Annotated in this window: 16 protein-coding genes and 2 pseudogenes; 9 read left to right on the top strand and 9 right to left on the bottom strand. The window is 56.9% G+C overall.

The window, feature by feature from the left end; genetic code table 11:
• Window position 1 precedes the first annotated feature (1 nt).
• Together AC3ISI_RS22260 and AC3ISI_RS22255 are read right to left on the bottom strand one after the other, a co-directional pair.
• Window positions 2-1183, bottom strand: coding sequence for an aminotransferase class V-fold PLP-dependent enzyme (locus AC3ISI_RS22260; RefSeq protein WP_489333820.1), 1182 nt, complete (start codon window positions 1181-1183; stop codon window positions 2-4).
• A gap of 17 nt (window positions 1184-1200) precedes the next feature.
• Window positions 1201-1437 carry a DUF3820 family protein gene (locus AC3ISI_RS22255; protein ID WP_007949456.1) on the bottom strand — a complete coding sequence of 79 codons (237 nt, stop codon included), beginning with the start codon at window positions 1435-1437 and terminating at the stop codon, window positions 1201-1203.
• Between the two features lie 204 nt (window positions 1438-1641).
• Between AC3ISI_RS22255 and AC3ISI_RS22250 the strand changes: the two genes are divergently transcribed.
• Window positions 1642-2109, top strand: a complete 468-nt coding sequence (locus AC3ISI_RS22250) for a ferritin-like domain-containing protein (protein ID WP_489333819.1) — start codon at window positions 1642-1644, stop codon at window positions 2107-2109.
• A gap of 57 nt (window positions 2110-2166) precedes the next feature.
• Here the strand turns inward: AC3ISI_RS22250 and AC3ISI_RS22245 are convergent, their stop codons facing one another.
• Both AC3ISI_RS22245 and AC3ISI_RS22240 read right to left on the bottom strand, forming a co-directional pair.
• Window positions 2167-2637, bottom strand: a complete 471-nt coding sequence (locus tag AC3ISI_RS22245; protein WP_007949458.1) for a MaoC family dehydratase — start codon at window positions 2635-2637, stop codon at window positions 2167-2169.
• 42 nt (window positions 2638-2679) lie between these two features.
• Window positions 2680-3624, bottom strand: a complete 945-nt coding sequence (locus tag AC3ISI_RS22240) for an alpha/beta hydrolase (protein ID WP_489333818.1) — start codon at window positions 3622-3624, stop codon at window positions 2680-2682.
• Between the two features lie 237 nt (window positions 3625-3861).
• On the opposite strand from AC3ISI_RS22240, the gene fadD2 reads away from it, so the two are divergent.
• Window positions 3862-5550 carry a long-chain-fatty-acid--CoA ligase FadD2 gene (fadD2, locus tag AC3ISI_RS22235; RefSeq protein WP_489333817.1) on the top strand — a complete coding sequence of 563 codons (1689 nt, stop codon included), beginning with the start codon at window positions 3862-3864 and terminating at the stop codon, window positions 5548-5550.
• 359 nt (window positions 5551-5909) lie between these two features.
• A complete protein-coding gene (gene fadD1 / locus AC3ISI_RS22230; protein ID WP_489333816.1) occupies window positions 5910-7610 on the top strand; it encodes a long-chain-fatty-acid--CoA ligase FadD1 in 1701 nt (566 codons plus the stop codon).
• A gap of 172 nt (window positions 7611-7782) precedes the next feature.
• On the opposite strand, the gene AC3ISI_RS22225 is transcribed toward fadD1, so the two are convergent.
• Entirely contained in the window at window positions 7783-8160 is a 378-nt protein-coding gene (locus AC3ISI_RS22225; protein WP_046032015.1) for a hypothetical protein, read from the bottom strand.
• A gap of 200 nt (window positions 8161-8360) precedes the next feature.
• Between AC3ISI_RS22225 and AC3ISI_RS22220 the strand changes: the two genes are divergently transcribed.
• The 3 genes from AC3ISI_RS22220 to def all read left to right on the top strand — a co-directional run bounded on the left by AC3ISI_RS22220 (window position 8361) and on the right by def (window position 10220).
• Window positions 8361-8552, top strand: a complete 192-nt coding sequence (locus AC3ISI_RS22220; protein ID WP_489333815.1) for a CsbD family protein — start codon at window positions 8361-8363, stop codon at window positions 8550-8552.
• Between the two features lie 172 nt (window positions 8553-8724).
• Window positions 8725-9684: a YihY/virulence factor BrkB family protein gene (locus AC3ISI_RS22215; RefSeq protein WP_489333814.1), complete on the top strand. Its 960-nt coding sequence runs from the start codon at window positions 8725-8727 to the stop codon at window positions 9682-9684.
• On the top strand, window positions 9681-10220 hold the full coding sequence (def, locus tag AC3ISI_RS22210) for a peptide deformylase (RefSeq protein ID WP_489333813.1): 540 nt from the start codon (window positions 9681-9683) through the stop codon (window positions 10218-10220). Before AC3ISI_RS22215 ends, def begins: the two co-directional genes overlap by 4 nt.
• 40 nt (window positions 10221-10260) lie before the next feature.
• Here def and AC3ISI_RS22205 read toward each other — a convergent pair whose 3' ends face one another.
• Window positions 10261-10680, bottom strand: a complete 420-nt coding sequence (locus AC3ISI_RS22205) for a GNAT family N-acetyltransferase (protein WP_489333812.1) — start codon at window positions 10678-10680, stop codon at window positions 10261-10263.
• 757 nt (window positions 10681-11437) lie between these two features.
• On the opposite strand from AC3ISI_RS22205, the pseudogene AC3ISI_RS22200 reads away from it, so the two are divergent.
• Window positions 11438-12286, top strand: a pseudogene (locus tag AC3ISI_RS22200) (PAS domain-containing protein); the annotation flags it as partial.
• A complete protein-coding gene (locus AC3ISI_RS22195; protein WP_489337769.1) occupies window positions 12263-12835 on the top strand; it encodes a methyl-accepting chemotaxis protein in 573 nt (190 codons plus the stop codon). The pseudogene AC3ISI_RS22200 and the gene AC3ISI_RS22195, both read left to right, overlap by 24 nt.
• 100 nt (window positions 12836-12935) lie before the next feature.
• Here the strand turns inward: AC3ISI_RS22195 and AC3ISI_RS22190 are convergent, their stop codons facing one another.
• The 3 genes and pseudogenes from AC3ISI_RS22190 to gntR form a co-directional block, all read right to left on the bottom strand.
• Window positions 12936-13568, bottom strand: coding sequence for a glutathione S-transferase family protein (locus tag AC3ISI_RS22190; RefSeq protein WP_489333811.1), 633 nt, complete (start codon window positions 13566-13568; stop codon window positions 12936-12938).
• 2 nt (window positions 13569-13570) lie between these two features.
• Window positions 13571-13672: pseudogene (locus AC3ISI_RS22185) on the bottom strand (chlorhexidine efflux transporter); the annotation flags it as partial.
• A 78-nt stretch (window positions 13673-13750) separates the two neighbouring features.
• Window positions 13751-14782 (bottom strand): HTH-type transcriptional regulator GntR, encoded by a 1032-nt coding sequence (gene gntR, locus AC3ISI_RS22180; RefSeq protein WP_489333810.1) that lies wholly within the window; start codon window positions 14780-14782, stop codon window positions 13751-13753.
• Between the two features lie 215 nt (window positions 14783-14997).
• On the opposite strand from gntR, the gene AC3ISI_RS22175 reads away from it, so the two are divergent.
• Window positions 14998-15531, top strand: a complete 534-nt coding sequence (locus tag AC3ISI_RS22175) for a gluconokinase (RefSeq protein WP_489333809.1) — start codon at window positions 14998-15000, stop codon at window positions 15529-15531.
• Window positions 15532-15605: the final 74 nt, after the last annotated feature.

Raw genomic sequence — 15605 nt, 5'->3', positions numbered from 1 at the left:
CTCAGCGCAGTTCGGACAGCGCCCGGGCCAGCAGTTCCATGTGTGCGGCGGTGGTGGTCAGGCCCGGTGTGATACGAATGCAGGGGCCACTCGCCGCGCCGCTGCGCATCACGGTAAACAGGTTGTAGTCGCTGAGCAGCCGTTCGACCATGGGCTGTTGATCGGCCTGTCGCGTGAAGCGCATCGAAGTGATGCCGCAATACAGGCGAGGATCGTCCGGCGTCATGATTTCGATCCCCGGGAGATCGCGCACCGCGCGCACCCACAGATTGCGCAGGTAGTTGAGCCGGGCACCCTTGGCAGCGGATCCGCCCATGACGCGATGTTCCTCCAATACCAGGGGCAAGGTCAGCAGCGCCGGGATATTGGGTGTGCTGTGCGGCGTACGTGCACGAATGTCGGTGACCGGGAAACTCGTCTCTCCCATGTCCGGGTCGATATCGGCCAGGCGCTCGGGCGCGATGTAGATGAACCCCAGTGTCAGCGGTGCACCGATCCATTTGTGCAGGTTGTAGCCGGCGAAGGAGATACCCAATTCATCGAGCTTGAAGTCGATCTGTCCCAACGCATGGGCGCCGTCGAGGATCACATCGATCCCGTGTTCTTTGGCCGCGGCTGCAATCGCCCGCACCGGCATGACCAGGCCAGTGCGGTGGGTGACGTGAGTCAGGGCCATTAGTTTGAGCCTGGGGTAACGCACAAACGCTTCGCGATAGCTGCCCAGCAAACTGTCGAAAGTGGCGGGGTGCGCGTGGTCGATTTCGATCACCTCGACGCCGCGATTGCGCGCCAGCCAACGCATCGCCCCTTTGACGGTGTCGTATTCCAGATCGCAGATCAGCACCTGATCGCCCGGCTTGAGTCGGTTGTAGTTGCGGATCAACGATTGCAAGGCGTCTGAGGCGTTGCGGGTCAGGGCTACAGAGTCGGCAGGCACACCCACCAGTTCGGCCAACAGCGCGTTGATCTTCAGTGATTCACCCTGTTCGAATCGCTGGCGCACATACACCGAGTTACTGCGGTTGATGAGCTCGATGTTGCATTGGTATTCCTCGACCACCGTTCGCGACATGCGCCCGAAGTAACCGTTTTCCAGATTGATCGGACCGGGTTCGACAGCATAGCGATCGGCAAAGGTCTGCCAGAACGTTTCATCACGGGCGCGGCGGGTGTTATCGGGCATGGGCTACTCGGTCAGGATCAATGGCGGGGGGCAGGTTTGCCATGTTTGGCGCGCAGGGGCTCAAGCAATTCCGACAAGCCGTTGTGATCGATTTCCTGCATCAGGGCCAACAAGCCACCCAGTTCGCCATGAGGAAATCCTTCCCGGGCGAACCAGTTCAGGTACTGGCCAGGCAGGTCGGCAATGATCCGGCCTTTGTATTTGCCAAAGGGCATTTCGCGGGTGATCAACAACTCGAGTTTTTCAGGGTTCATCAGTCGGTCATCTAGGTTCTATCAGTCTGGAAAATACAGGCATTCTGCATGCAGGCCAATTGACAGATCATGCAAAAAAAACGGATACAGATTTTTCTGTTTTATCTAACCATATGAAATATAACGAATAAATTATCGATTCGAAGCTGGCATGCAGGGTGCAATAGTCATTACATCTTTCATCAACCCGCGAGGAATTGAAAAATGACCGACATGAATAAAGAAGCCATCTCTGTACTCAACGACCTGATTGAAACCAGCAAAGACGGTCAGGAAGGGTTCAAGACTTGCGCTGAAGACATCAAACACCCGGAACTCAAAACGCTGTTCGTGCAGCGTGCTGCCGACTGCGCCACGGCCGCTTCCGAACTGCAAGCCGCCGTGCGTTCGATAGGCGGTGATCCGGAAACGTCCACCAGTGTCAGCGGCGACTTGCACCGTCGCTGGGTCGACGTGAAGTCGATGTTTACAGGTAAGGACGAAGAAGCGGTGCTGAACGAAGCCGAACGCGGTGAAGACCATGCGCTCAAGGCTTACCGAGAAGCCATGGAGAAAATCAACAAGCACAACCTGGTGGGCATTCGTGATCTGGTTGAACGCCAATACCACGGCGTGCAACGCAATCATGATCAGGTAAAAGCACTGCGCAACCAGGCTCGCGCACGTTCGTAATTGTTCGTTGCTTGCCAAAAAACGCCAGCCAGTCTGGCGTTTTTTATGCCGGGTTGATTAACCGATGCTAATCGCCGGCAATGTCGGCAACGTCACGGTCAGCTGCTTGCGTGGCGCCAGAATCTCCGCCTCGCCATCCACCACCAACTCATCACGCTGGTTAAATACGCGCGTGGCAATGCGCACACGAAACTTCGGCATTTTCTCGAGGATTTCCAGGCGCACGGTCAAGGTGTCGCCAATTTTCACCGGCTTCTGAAAGCTCATCTGCTGGCCAATATAAATAGTCCCCGGCCCAGGCAGCTCACAGGCAACGGCGGCACTGATCAGTGCGCCACTGAACATGCCATGAGCGATGCGCTCCTTGAACATGGTGCCTGCGGCGAATTCGGCGTCCAGGTGTACTGGGTTGTGGTCGCCGGACATGGCCGCGAACAATTGAATATCGCGCTCTTCGACCGTTTTGCTATAGCTGGCGGTCTGGCCTACTTCGAGGGCATCGTAAGGGGTGTTGGTAACCTGGGTCATCTGTCTCAATTCCTGTCACGAATAAATAAATTCACAAAATAACTATTCCGACCGGGGGGGGCGGCGGTGGCTGAGCGCTTCGGCGATCCACTGCAACACGTCGTTGACCACTTCAGCGCGGTTGCTCTCGTTGAAGAGTTCATGCCGCGCCTGTGGGTAAATCGTCAGGTGCAGGTTCTGGCTACCGGCCGCGCGTAAGGCGTTGGCCAGATCTTTCAGACGTTTGCCTTCGCTCACCGGATCACATTCGCCACCCATCACCAGCAGCGGCAGGCCCGGATCGATCTGGGCGAGATTGGACGCTTTGCTGATTTGCTGCAACCCACCCAGCAAATCGATCCACATCTGGTTGGTGCAGCGAAAGCCGCAGAGCGGGTCGTTGGCGTACAAATCCACTTCCACCGGGTCACGGCTGAGCCAGTCGAATTGGGTGCGTGCCGGTTTGAACTGTTTGTTGAATGAACCGAAGGACAGCCATTCGATCAGCGCACTACGCCCCTTGGGGCCCTGACGCCATTTTTCGAATCGGGCGATCTGCCGCGCCGCGCGATAAAGCGCCACTGGCTGGAAATTGGAGCCACTGAGCACCGCGCCGTGCAGGCTGGCACTGTGATGCAGCAAATAAGCCTGGGCGATGTAGCTGCCCATGCTGTGACCGAGCAACACGATCGGCACGCCAGGATGCTGTTGGCCGATGTGTTGATTGAGACAGGCCAGGTCGCCGACAACTTTGCACCAGCCATCATCATCGGCGAAATGTCCGAGAGTACCGTTTTCGGCAGTTTTGCCATGTCCTCGCAAATCCGGTGCGTACACGCCGTAACCCTGCTCGCAGAATTTTTCCGCCAGACGGGCGTAGCGAGCGCTGTGCTCGGCCATGCCATGGGCCAGCAGGATCACGGCTTTTAAAGGCGGGGCGGGCAGCCACTGATTGACGAAAAGGCGGCTGTGGTCCATCGCGGTCAGCCAGAATGAGGTGTGGATCATGGCGATTCCTTTGCATGGGGGTGCATGTGGCATGGGCGTGATTGCATTGTATAGCGCATCCCGTGCTCGCCGTCTGATCAGGCCACGCCCCGCCACGGCAGGAAGATTCACACGGTCAATGACGGCGTTGGCTGTATTTGCCTGAATCGCCATAACTGCTAGTGTCCGTGCAGCCCGCTTTTTTCAGAAGTGACAGAAAAGCGGCCCGGATAGGCTCAGGTAAAGAGGACAAGAATAATGCAACCTGAATTCTGGAATGACAAACGCCCGGCCGGCGTGCCCCTGAACATAGACCTTGGGGCCTATAAGTCGGTGATTGAGGTGTTCGAGCGGTCCTGCAAAAAATTTGCTGACCGTCCGGCCTTCAGCAACATGGGCGTGACCCTGACCTACGCCGAACTGGAGCGCCAGAGTCTGGCCTTTGCCGCGTACCTGCAAGCCCACACCGATTTGGTGCCGGGGGATCGCATCGCGGTGCAGATGCCCAACGTCCTGCATTATCCGATTGCCGTCTTTGGTGCCTTGCGCGCCGGGCTGATCGTGGTCAACACCAACCCGTTGTACACCGCGCGGGAGATGCGTCATCAGTTCAAGGATTCCGGTGTCCGGGCGCTGGTGTACCTGAACATGTTCGGGCAGAAGGTCCAGGAAGTGCTTCCCGACACCGACATCCAGTACCTGATTGAAGCGCGAATGGGCGACCTGATGCCCGCCGCCAAGGGCTGGCTGGTCAATACCATGGTCAGCAAGGTCAAGAAGATGGTCCCGGCGTATTCGTTGCCGCAGGCGATTTCGTTCAAAAGCGCGCTGGGCATGGGGCGTGGCCTGGGGATCAAGCCACTGAAAGTCGGCCTCGACGACATCGCCGTGCTGCAATACACCGGCGGCACCACCGGGTTGGCCAAGGGCGCGATGCTGACCCACGGCAACCTGGTGGCGAACATGCAACAGGCGCGGGCGTGCCTGGGGCAGTTCGGCGCAGACGGTCAGTCACTGCTGCGTGAGGGGCAGGAGGTGATGATCGCGCCGCTGCCGCTGTACCACATCTATGCCTTCACCGCGAACTGCATGTGCATGATGGTGACCGGCAACCACAACGTGCTGATCACCAATCCACGAGACATCGGCGGCTTCATCAAGGAGCTGAAGAACTGGCGTTTCTCGGCGTTGCTGGGGCTCAACACACTGTTTGTTGCGTTGATGGATCACCCGGATTTCAAGACCCTGGATTTCTCCAGTCTCAAGCTCACCAACTCCGGCGGCACTGCGTTGGTCAAGGCCACCGCCGAGCGCTGGCAGCAGATGACCGGTTGTCGCATCACCGAAGGTTACGGCCTGACCGAAACGTCACCGGTTGCGTGCACCAACCCTTACGGCGACCAATCGCGCATTGGCACGGTCGGACTGCCGGTGCCGGGCACCACGCTGAAAGTGATCAACGATGAAGGCGTCGAGCAGCCATTGGGCGAGCGTGGCGAACTGTGCATCAAGGGTCCGCAGATCATGAAGGGCTACTGGCAAAAACCGGAAGCCACTGCTGAAGTGCTGGATGCCGAGGGTTGGTTCAAGTCCGGCGATATTGCGGTGATCGACCCGGACGGTTTTGTGCGCATCGTCGATCGCAAGAAAGACATGATCATCGTGTCGGGTTTCAACGTGTACCCGAACGAGATCGAAGACGTGGTCATGGCTCACCCAAACGTCGCCAACTGCGCGGTCATCGGTGTGCCGGACGAGCGTTCGGGCGAGGCGGTGAAGTTGTTTGTGGTAGCTCGTGAAGCCGGGGTCAGCCTTGAAGAGCTGAAGGCTTACTGCAAGGAAAACTTCACGGCGTACAAAGTGCCCAAGCACATCGTATTGCGTGAGTCGTTGCCGATGACGCCGGTCGGGAAGATTCTGCGGCGGGAGTTGCGTGATATCGCGTAATTGGTGAATGGCCGCGCTTCGCGCGGATCGCGGGCAAGCCTCGCTTCCACAAGGTTATCGCTGATCCCTGTGGGAGCGGGCTTGCCCGCGATGCTTTTAAGGGTATTGAAAGTCCCTGTTTTCGGGGCTTTCAAGGCTTTATAGGTTTTTTGCTCTAAAATGACCGTAAGAAGTTCTTGAGTCACATTTGTGACCGTAGAGGCCGCTTTTGGCTCTGGTCGACCCTTGGCAAAGCTGCTACTCTCGGCGCGCTTTGTGACTTCTCGGCCTAAGTAAAAGCCAGACTCACCGAAAAAACACACCAATAATAATCGCATCAAATGCGGTGCTGAATTCGCGTTGCTGAGGAGTGGGCTTCCATGATTGAAGACTTTTGGAAGGATAAGTACCCAGCTGGGATTGCTGCCGAGATCAATCCAGACGAGTACCCGAATATTCAGGCAGTGTTGAAGCAATCCTGCCAACGCTTTGCCGACAAGCCGGCATTCAGCAACCTGGGCAAGACAATCACCTACGGTGAACTGTACGAATTGTCCGGTGCGTTTGCCGCTTACCTGCAACAGCATACCGACTTGCAGCCAGGCGATCGAATCGCCGTGCAATTGCCGAATGTGCTGCAGTATCCGGTTGCCGTCTTCGGCGCCATCCGCGCCGGGCTGATCGTGGTCAACACCAACCCGCTGTACACCGCGCGGGAAATGGAACACCAGTTCAACGATTCCGGTGCCAAAGCTCTGGTCTGCCTGGCCAACATGGCCCATCTGGCCGAGATCGTCGTGCCGAAAACCGGCGTCAAGCACGTAATCGTCACTGAAGTGGCCGACCTGTTGCCGCCGCTCAAGCGCCTGTTGGTCAACAGCGTCATCAAGTACGTGAAGAAGATGGTCCCGGCGTATCACTTGCCCAAGGCCATCAAGTTCAACAACGTGTTGAGCAAAGGCCATGGCCAGCCAGTGTCTGAAGCCAATCCGGCCAGCAGCGATGTCGCTGTGCTGCAATACACTGGCGGCACCACCGGCGTGGCAAAAGGGGCGATGCTGACCCACCGCAACCTCGTGGCAAACATGCTGCAATGCAAGGCGCTGATGGGCTCCAACCTTAATGAAGGTTGCGAGATCCTGATCACGCCGCTGCCGCTGTACCACATCTATGCGTTCACCTTTCATTGCATGGCGATGATGCTGATCGGCAACCACAACATCCTGATCAGCAACCCGCGCGACCTGCCGGCGATGGTCAAGGAACTGTCGAAGTGGAAATTCAGCGGTTTCGTCGGCCTCAACACCTTGTTTGTGGCCCTGTGCAATAACGAAGGTTTCCGCAAGCTGGACTTCTCGGCGCTGAAAATCACCCTGTCCGGTGGCATGGCCCTGCAACTGGCCGCCGCCGAACGCTGGAAAGCGGTCACCGGTTGCGCCATCTGCGAAGGTTACGGCATGACCGAAACCAGTCCGGTGGCCACCGTCAACCCGATTCAGAACATCCAGATCGGCACCATCGGTATCCCGGTTCCATCGACTCGCTGCAAAGTCATTGACGATGCCGGCGTGGAGCAGCCGCTGGGCGAAATTGGCGAATTGTGCGTGAAAGGCCCGCAGGTCATGAAGGGCTACTGGCAGCGCCAGGAAGCCACCGATGAAATGCTCGACAGCGAAGGCTGGTTGAAGACCGGTGACATCGCGTTGATCCAGGCGGATGGCTACCTGCGCATTGTCGATCGCAAGAAAGACATGATCCTGGTCTCCGGTTTCAACGTTTACCCGAACGAACTGGAAGACGTGCTCGCGACCCTGCCAGGCGTGCTGCAATGCGCGGCCATTGGCGTGCCGGATGAAAAATCAGGCGAAGCGATCAAAATCTTCATCGTTGCCAAACCCGGCGTGACGCTGACCAAAGAGCAAGTGATGGAGCACATGCGTGCGAACGTCACCGGCTACAAGGTTCCGCGTGCCGTCGAGTTCCGCGATGCGCTGCCGACCACCAACGTCGGCAAGATTTTGCGTCGAGAGCTGCGCGACGAAGAACTGAAGAAAATCGCCGCGAAAAAGGTCGGCGCGTAACAACAAAAAGCCCCGCGGATGCGGGGCTTTTTTTGCTCGTCTGACAGGTCTTCATTGCCTTTCAGACCGCTATCGCGTGCAGGCTCACTCCTACAGTTGATCGCATTCCTTCTGGAAGAACTCGGTCAAAATTGTAGGAGTGAGCCTGCTCGCGATGCTCTTGATTTTGCTGTTACAGGCGGAACGGTGCGAAGTTGACGTTGGTGCCTGCCGGGCGCATGTCCTGCAAGTACGAGTCTTTATCGGCACTCAACTCCAGGCTCAAGGCGGCTTTACGCTTGCCTTCATTACGCACCACCAGACCTTCAAGCTTCTCGCGCAGGAACACGGTCGGCACTTTCAGGTGCAGCAGTTCGTCGGTGTCCGGCGTGTGCATCAGCAAGTGAACCCATTCGTACTGACCAACGGCCAGGCGCGCGACCGGAATATCGAACCACCAGATGTTGCGGTTGCGGTTCAATTCGGTGAAATGGCAGTTGTTGACGCCAAGCACGGCACCGCCAAGTTCCTGGTTTCTGCGGGCAATGGCCTGCTTTTTATCGAGTTTCATAACATTCCTACGGGATTGGATCTTCAGCGCCATGGCCTGAATACGTTGCGCATTCTCGGGGGTTGGTCGCTAAACATAAAGCCCAACCTGCTGAGATCGACGAAATGTGCGGTACAAAATAAATGAAACTCCGCGCAAACGCCTTCGGTCAATCCTTGTGTAACGACTTTTCTCATTGAGTGGTCCACAGGAGAAACACCATGAGCAGCACTGGCGATAAAGTAAAAGGCATGGCGAACGAAGCGGTCGGCAACGTCAAGCAAGGTGTCGGCAAAGCGACTGACAACACCAAGCTGCAAGCCGAAGGAAAAATACAGGAAAGGAAAGGCGAAGCTCAGCAAGCCGTGGGCAAAGCCAAAGACGCCATCAAGAAAGGCATCGACAACGCTTGATTCGGCCATTGAAGATGATCAGGAGCGGCCATCCACGGATGGCCGTTTTTGTGTCAGCCTGAACTAGAACACGGAAATTGTTTCAAAGTCGCCAAGTAGGCTACTTTGATGTAGAAAACGGCCCCTGAGTCGCCACGACTGACTCCCGATCTTGCGGCGAATGGAGACGCTAATGATTTTCCCGGACATGAAAGGTCTGCCCCTGCACCGTGTGATGATGCGCACGGTCACCGAGTTCATCGACGATGAAATGTCGACCTATGCCTCGGCGCTGGCCTATCAAATGTTGTTCTCGTTGTTCCCCTTCATCCTGTTTTTGATTGCGCTGATCGGTTTCCTGCACCTGCCGGATTTTTTCTCCTGGCTGCGCCTGCAATCGGAACTGGTCTTGCCGCCCCAGGCGCTGGAACAGGTTAACCCGGTGATTGACCAGCTCCAGCAATCCAAGGGGGGCTTGCTCTCGGTGGGTATCGTGATTGCGCTGTATACCGCCTCCGCCGGTGTGCGGCTGATGATGAGCGCCATGAACGCGGCCTACGATGTGGTCGAAGGCCGGCCGGCGTGGAAGCGTTTTCCGTTGTCGATTATCTACACTGTCGGCATCGCCGGGATGCTGTTGATCGCCGCTGCGCTCATGGTACTGGGCCCGCAGGTGATGGGCTGGATCGCCTCGCAAGTCGGTCTCGAAGACTTCATTGTGACCCTCTGGACCATCATGCGCTGGCCGGTGGTCGTGATTCTGTTGATCGTCGCGGTGGCGCTGATTTATTACGTCATGCCCGACGTCAAACAGGAATTTCGCTTTATCACGCCGGGGTCGGTGCTGGCGGTGGTGGTGTGGATCTGTGCCTCCGTGGGCTTCGGTCTGTATGTCAAGGAGTTCGCTAACTACAACGCCATGTATGGCAGTATCGGCGCGATCATCGTGCTGTTGCTGTACTTCTATATTTCCGCCGCGGTGCTGTTGCTCGGCGCGGAGATGAATGCGGTGATCGAACACATGTCGAGGGAGGGCAAGGACCCCGGCGAAAAGTACCCTGGCGAGCCCGGCCATGATCATCAAAAACACCATGTTTCGGGATTGGGGCGCGATCACTCGCTCAATCCCTCCACTGACGAAGTCATCAAATGATCCGTGAAATTTTGAAAATGGGCGATGAGCGCCTGCTGCGCATTGCCCCTCCGGTTCCGGCCGAGATGTTCGACAGCCCCGAGTTGTGGCAACTGATCGACGACATGTTCCAGACCATGGAAAGCGTCGGCGGCGTTGGCCTGGCTGCGCCGCAGATTGGCGTCGACCTGCAACTGGTGATCTTCGGTTTCGAGCACAGCGAGCGGTATCCGGATGCCGAAGCGGTGCCGCAAACCATTCTGATCAATCCGCTGATCACGCCATTGAGCCCGAAACTGGAAGAGGGGTTTGAAGGTTGCCTGTCCGTGCCTGGCCTGCGCGGCGCCGTGGAGCGTTACCAGCAGATTCGCTACGAAGGTGTCGACCCCAAGGGCCAACCCATCGTGCGCATTGCTTCAGGGTTCCATGCGCGTGTGGTGCAGCATGAATGCGATCACCTGATCGGCCGTTTGTACCCGTCGCGTATTACCGACTTCAGCAAGTTCGGGTTTACCGAGGTCATGTTTCCGGATCTTGATCCGACAGCAGACGATTGATCCTGTAGACACCGCCGCTCCCACAGGGATCTCTGTGTATTCAGGTTGTGTGGGGCTCCAGCCCCATCGCAATCATCGGCTTGCTGCGCGCATAGCGGCTCAAGCGTTCGACCATGGCATAGGGCATCTGCGGGTCGAAGGCAAAACCGCGACGTTCATAAAAGCCACGCAAATCCGGATGGCAAAACAACCACACCGGAAGGTCGAGGTCCTTGACCGCCGCGGCGATCAATGCGCCGGCAACCCCTTGTTCGCGGCAGCCCGGATCGACAAACAGCCCCGTCAGCCAATGCCCGCCCGCCACCGGTCGCAAGCATAGCGCAGCCACAATCTCATCGCGTCGCGCGACCCATAACCGAGCATCGCGCACGGCCTTCATCGGCGATTGGTGAGCGCGATAAAATTTGTTCATCAATGGCCATAACGGTTCGTCTAGCAAGGTGTACTGGGTGTCGGGCATGGTCTGGACTGTCAGTGTGCAAAGCCGGCAATTATAAAAGAACGCGCGTGCAGGGATAGGTGTATACCTGATCTCACATCCCGTATGAGTGGAGTACGCATCATGTCCAAAGGTATGGATTCGAAGAAAGCTGCGAAGAAAAAGCCGGCGAAAACCGCCATCGAAAAGCGCGCGGACAAGAAGGCCAAGAAGGTGGATGTGTTCGGTCATTGATCCCGCGTCAAGGGAGCCCGGCAATCGGGCTCCTGCTGCACGTCTAACGATATAAGCAAATCATCTGCAAGATTTCCCAGGGCTGTTGCACAGAAGGGGATTGTTTCTCGATTTGAGCAACGCCATGCCCCACTACTCTGATAGTGCCCCCCCCTTCAAATCTAGACATATAAGCGAGCCTGCTCGCGATGGTATTCCGTCTTACATCGATCCCATACCCGCTGAATCGATTTTCCATGATGATGGCTCAGTAATGGCTTGGCGTCCTCAAAGCCACTGACTATGCTCACCCTGACAGATGATGACGGTCGAGCTTGAAGGCTGCCGTCAACGCTGTGAGAGTGCGCAACCCAAGGCACCCACACATAACGAAACGGATCTTTTGCGAGCCAATGGAATCACTTTTGAATACATCAGGTTTGGCCCGAGCCCGGGCTATCAAGAAAAGGATGCCTTAATAAGAGCGTCGCGGTAAGGACCCTCCGATTGAACATCATTTATCACCTGAGGACTCCTCCAGTGGAGGAATGCGTGTGTCTGCTCCATGGAACGTAGTGGTGGATACGTTGAAAGACCGAAGTACTTTCATCAACCAGAAGTCCGCTCCCAAGGTGATAAGAACATGTTTAACCTACATCACAAGTCTGACCTGCTGGAAATCGAGCGATACAGCTGTGCATTGAGCGAGGCCAATGCCAAGTTGGCGGCGGTCAGTCGTTCGATGGCAATGATCGAGTTCACCCCTGAAGGTATTGTGCTTGAGGCCAACGAGAACTTTTGCGCCGTCATGGGTTACGGCGCCGAAGAGGTTCGCGGCAAACACCACCGGGTCTTTTGTGAAGAGTCGTATTACCGCAGTGAGGATTATGCAAAGTTGTGGCGTAACCTGGCCCGTGGCGAGTCGGTCAGCGGGGCCTTCCTGCGGTTGACCAAGGGCGGTAAAGAGGTTTGGCTCGAAGCCAGTTACATGCCGGTGTACGGGGCTGATCGCCAGGTTAAAAGCGTGATCAAAGTGGCTTCGGACATCACCGCACGCGTCAACAAAGAGCACGAAAGCGATAGCCAGCTCGCCGCGATCAGCCGCTCGATGGCAGTGATCGAGTTTACCCCCGAAGGTAAAGTCATCACGGCCAACGAAAACTTCCTCAAGACCATGCACTACTCGCTCAATGAAGTAGTGGGCCAGCACCACAGCCTGTTTTGTCACCGCAGTGAGTCTGATTCTCAGAACTACAAAGCGTTCTGGGCTTCACTGAATCGTGGCGAATTTCACTCGCACCGTTTTGAGCGTAAAAATAAATACGGGCATACCGTGTTCCTGGAAGCGTCCTACAACCCGTTGTTCGACGCCAAGGGGCGTCTGTTCAAAGTGGTCAAGTTTGCCAGTGACATCACCCATCAGGTTTCCACTCTGCAAACCGCTGCCGAATCAGCCCACAGCACTTCTGTTCAGAACGACGCCTGCGCGCAGAAAGGTTCGCAGGTGGTGCAGCAAACGGTGCAGATCATTCAGGACATTTCCCGCGACCTGAAGGAAGCAGCGCTCAGTATCGATGCAGTTAGCAAGCAGTCCGACATCATCGGCACCATTGTCCAAACCATTCGCGGCATTGCAGACCAGACCAACTTGCTGGCGCTCAATGCGGCCATCGAAGCGGCTCGGGCCGGCGAGCACGGACGCGGGTTTGCAGTGGTGGCCGATGAAGTTAGAAGCCTTGCGGCACGCACCAGCCAGGCGACGCTGGAGATTGTCGAAGTGGTGCGCAAGAACCACGATTTATCGTTGAGTGCGGTATCGAGTATGCAATCAAGTTTGAGTCGAACCGGTCTTGGAGTGGAACTGGCGAATGAGGCGGGGGAGGTGATTCTGGAAATTCAGCAGGGCTCGCGGCACGTCGTCGATGCGATCAGCCAGTTCAACTCGACGTTGCAACTGAACTGATCATGGCAAATCAAAAAGGGTCCGGTTTCCGGGCCCTTTTTATATGCACAGATTGCAGCCTTTTTGCGATTTCTGGCGCCAAGGTTCTACCGCCGCGCAATCAAGGCAAGCCGTTACAACCGTATTTGAGAAAGCCCGGGCGTTGCGCCAGTCGTTGGAAATATTCGTCGATGGCAGGGAAGTCCGGGCGCTCCATCGGTGTCATCAGCCAGCGGTTGACGGACAGCCCGACGACAATGTCGGCCAGCGTAAAATGAGGCCCGGCGACATAGGCTTTGGTGATCGCGAGTTGATGTTCGAGGATGGCCATTTTCTGGTTCCAGCCGCGTATGCCGACAGCAATCCGATGCTCGTCCTGAAACTCCGGATCCTTGCGCACCAACGCGGTAAATACGTAGCTCCAGGCGGGATTGAGCTCGGTGGCTTGCCAATCCATCCACTGTTCCACCCGTGCACGCGCTGCCGGTTCGTGCGGCAGCAGGTCAGTGTTTTGGTGTTTACCCGCCAGGTAGCGGCAGATGGTATTGGACTCCCACAACACGCCGGCGTCGTCAATGATCACCGGCACCTGCGCATTGGGGTTGAGCCTGAGAAACTCCGGCGCGTGAGTCGACGCATAACCGCTGCCCCAGTCCTCGCGTTCGTAAGGCACGTCCAGTTCCTCACAGGTCCACAGGACCTTTCTGACGTTGATGGACGACGCTTTACCGAGAATTTTCAGTGCATGTGTCATTGAGCTATATCCATCCACCAAGCGATCAACAGGATGAGGAACACTATCAAGGTTAGTTGAAAACCCAAGGCATGGGCGATGCGCCGCTTGACGGAAGGTGGTCTGACAGCCAGATCACTCGTTTAATGACACACCGCTTTCGTCGGAACGCCGCCCGGAGCCGGCTCACTCCCACAGTGAGGTCAGGTGCTTTCTCTGATTTTCAATTCAAACCCCATGTCCTGCACCGGTTTAGCCACCACATTCCCCGCCAGCAACGTCAACATCAACTCCGCAGAACGCCGGCCAATCGCCTCGCGTGGGGTGTTGATGCTGCTCAGGCGCGGCACCATGTGCGCCGAGGCCGGCAGGTCGTTGAAGCCGAGGATCGCCACCTGTTCCGGGATCTTGATCCCGCAGCGCATGGCTTCGAGCAGTGCGCCCTGGGCCAGGTCGTCGTTGCCGAAAAAGATCGCGTCGACATCGGGGTGACTGGCGAGCAGTTGCACAAATAATTCACCGCCCAATCCAACGGAGGAGGCGCGCGGGGTCAGCACTTCAAGGTCCGGGTCATACAAACCGGCCTTTTTCAGGGCTTTGCGAAATCCTTCGCCGCGCAACAGGGTGCGCTGGTCCAGTTGCGCTCCGATGTAGGCCAGGCGCTTGCGACCGCGAGACAGTAAATGTTCGGCCGCTGTTTCCCCGGCGGCCAATTGCGAGAAACCCACGCAATTCACGCCCGCTGCGCTGTCCAGTTCCATCATGTACACACACGGAATGTTGCTGGCATCAATCATCCGCCGCGAGCTTTCCGTGCGGTCGAAACCGGTCAACAGCAAACCGCGAGGCTGATACGCCATGTAATTGCGCAGCAGGTTTTCTTCTTCATCGCGTGAGTAATGGAAGTTGCCAATCAGCACTTCAAAACCTTTGGGGCGAAGCACCTGATGAATGGCTTCCAGCGTGTCGATGAACAACAGGTTGGACAGCGACGGCACCAATACCACCACCGAATGGCTCTGCGCCGAGGCCAATGCGCGGGCGGCGGGGTTGACCACATAGTTGAGTTCAAGCGCGGCTTTTTGGACTTTTTCCACCAGTTCCGTGGCCACAGTACTTACACCGCGCAGGGCGCGAGAGGCGGTGATCGGGCTGACACCGGCCAGGCGTGCAACTTCGTTCAAGGTAGGGCGGCCAGTGGTGCGTGTATTTTTATCGTTTTTAGGAGAGGTCATCGGGCGGCTTGCCAAACAAAATTCAAGGCACTAAGGTAGCGCTGTCCCGAAGCAGCTGCAAATGCGTAAGCGAGTTTTGCCTGAACCTCGCTTTTTGGCGTTGGGAACGAACGTGCTGCAACCCACAAAAATGACAAGAAGGCGTCGGCAACTTCTACTTTTGGTCTAGTGTCATAACTGGCAAAGGTAGCGCTGTCTGCGCGCTGAGGTGTTACATGAATCATCCCATCACCGCCCTGGTCATCATGGGCGTTGCCGGTTGCGGCAAGACATGCGTCAGCGAGGCCTTGTGCCAACTCAGCGGCGCCACTGCCATTGAAGGCGATACTTTCCACCCTGCCGCCAATATCGAAAAGATGAGCGCGGGTACTCCCCTGAACGACCAAGACCGTGCCGGTTGGCTCGACAGCCTGTGCGACGAACTGCGCCGCGTCGACGCCAAAGGCGAACGCCCGGTGCTGACCTGCTCGGCCCTCAAGCACAGTTACCGCGAAGTGTTGCGCAGCGCGTTGCCGGGCCTGGGCTTTGTATTCCTTGAGTTGACCCCTGAAGTCGCTGCCGAGCGTGTGTCGCATCGGCCGGGCCACTTCATGCCATCGACCCTGATCGACAGCCAGTTCGCCACACTCGAATCCCCCGTTGGCGAGCCGTTGACCTTGGCGCTGGATGCATCGACCTTCAGTGTCGAGCAACTGGCATCGCAGGCGCATATCTGGTGGCAGGCTCACGGCCTGAAACACGCCATATGAGTTTTGCCGAAAAAGGTAGCGCTGTCCTGATGACTTTCGAATTACCCGCTTTAATAACAACAACAACCAGGAGA

This window comes from Pseudomonas sp. GL_139_B, assembly GCF_057834475.1.
This window is presented reverse-complemented; position numbering and strand designations above follow the sequence as displayed.

What these genes read in the sequence shown, in the direction of transcription:
- AC3ISI_RS22260 (WP_489333820.1), bottom strand. Translation starts at nt 1,183, where the DNA reads ATGCCCGATAACACCCGCCGCGCCCGTGATGAAACGTTCTGGCAGACC.
- AC3ISI_RS22255 (WP_007949456.1), bottom strand. Translation starts at nt 1,437, where the DNA reads ATGAACCCTGAAAAACTCGAGTTGTTGATCACCCGCGAAATGCCCTTT.
- AC3ISI_RS22250 (WP_489333819.1), top strand. Translation starts at nt 1,642, where the DNA reads ATGACCGACATGAATAAAGAAGCCATCTCTGTACTCAACGACCTGATT.
- AC3ISI_RS22245 (WP_007949458.1), bottom strand. Translation starts at nt 2,637, where the DNA reads ATGACCCAGGTTACCAACACCCCTTACGATGCCCTCGAAGTAGGCCAG.
- AC3ISI_RS22240 (WP_489333818.1), bottom strand. Translation starts at nt 3,624, where the DNA reads ATGATCCACACCTCATTCTGGCTGACCGCGATGGACCACAGCCGCCTT.
- fadD2 (WP_489333817.1), top strand. Translation starts at nt 3,862, where the DNA reads ATGCAACCTGAATTCTGGAATGACAAACGCCCGGCCGGCGTGCCCCTG.
- fadD1 (WP_489333816.1), top strand. Translation starts at nt 5,910, where the DNA reads ATGATTGAAGACTTTTGGAAGGATAAGTACCCAGCTGGGATTGCTGCC.
- AC3ISI_RS22225 (WP_046032015.1), bottom strand. Translation starts at nt 8,160, where the DNA reads ATGAAACTCGATAAAAAGCAGGCCATTGCCCGCAGAAACCAGGAACTT.
- AC3ISI_RS22220 (WP_489333815.1), top strand. Translation starts at nt 8,361, where the DNA reads ATGAGCAGCACTGGCGATAAAGTAAAAGGCATGGCGAACGAAGCGGTC.
- AC3ISI_RS22215 (WP_489333814.1), top strand. Translation starts at nt 8,725, where the DNA reads ATGATTTTCCCGGACATGAAAGGTCTGCCCCTGCACCGTGTGATGATG.
- def (WP_489333813.1), top strand. Translation starts at nt 9,681, where the DNA reads ATGATCCGTGAAATTTTGAAAATGGGCGATGAGCGCCTGCTGCGCATT.
- AC3ISI_RS22205 (WP_489333812.1), bottom strand. Translation starts at nt 10,680, where the DNA reads ATGCCCGACACCCAGTACACCTTGCTAGACGAACCGTTATGGCCATTG.
- AC3ISI_RS22190 (WP_489333811.1), bottom strand. Translation starts at nt 13,568, where the DNA reads ATGACACATGCACTGAAAATTCTCGGTAAAGCGTCGTCCATCAACGTC.
- gntR (WP_489333810.1), bottom strand. Translation starts at nt 14,782, where the DNA reads ATGACCTCTCCTAAAAACGATAAAAATACACGCACCACTGGCCGCCCT.
- AC3ISI_RS22175 (WP_489333809.1), top strand. Translation starts at nt 14,998, where the DNA reads ATGAATCATCCCATCACCGCCCTGGTCATCATGGGCGTTGCCGGTTGC.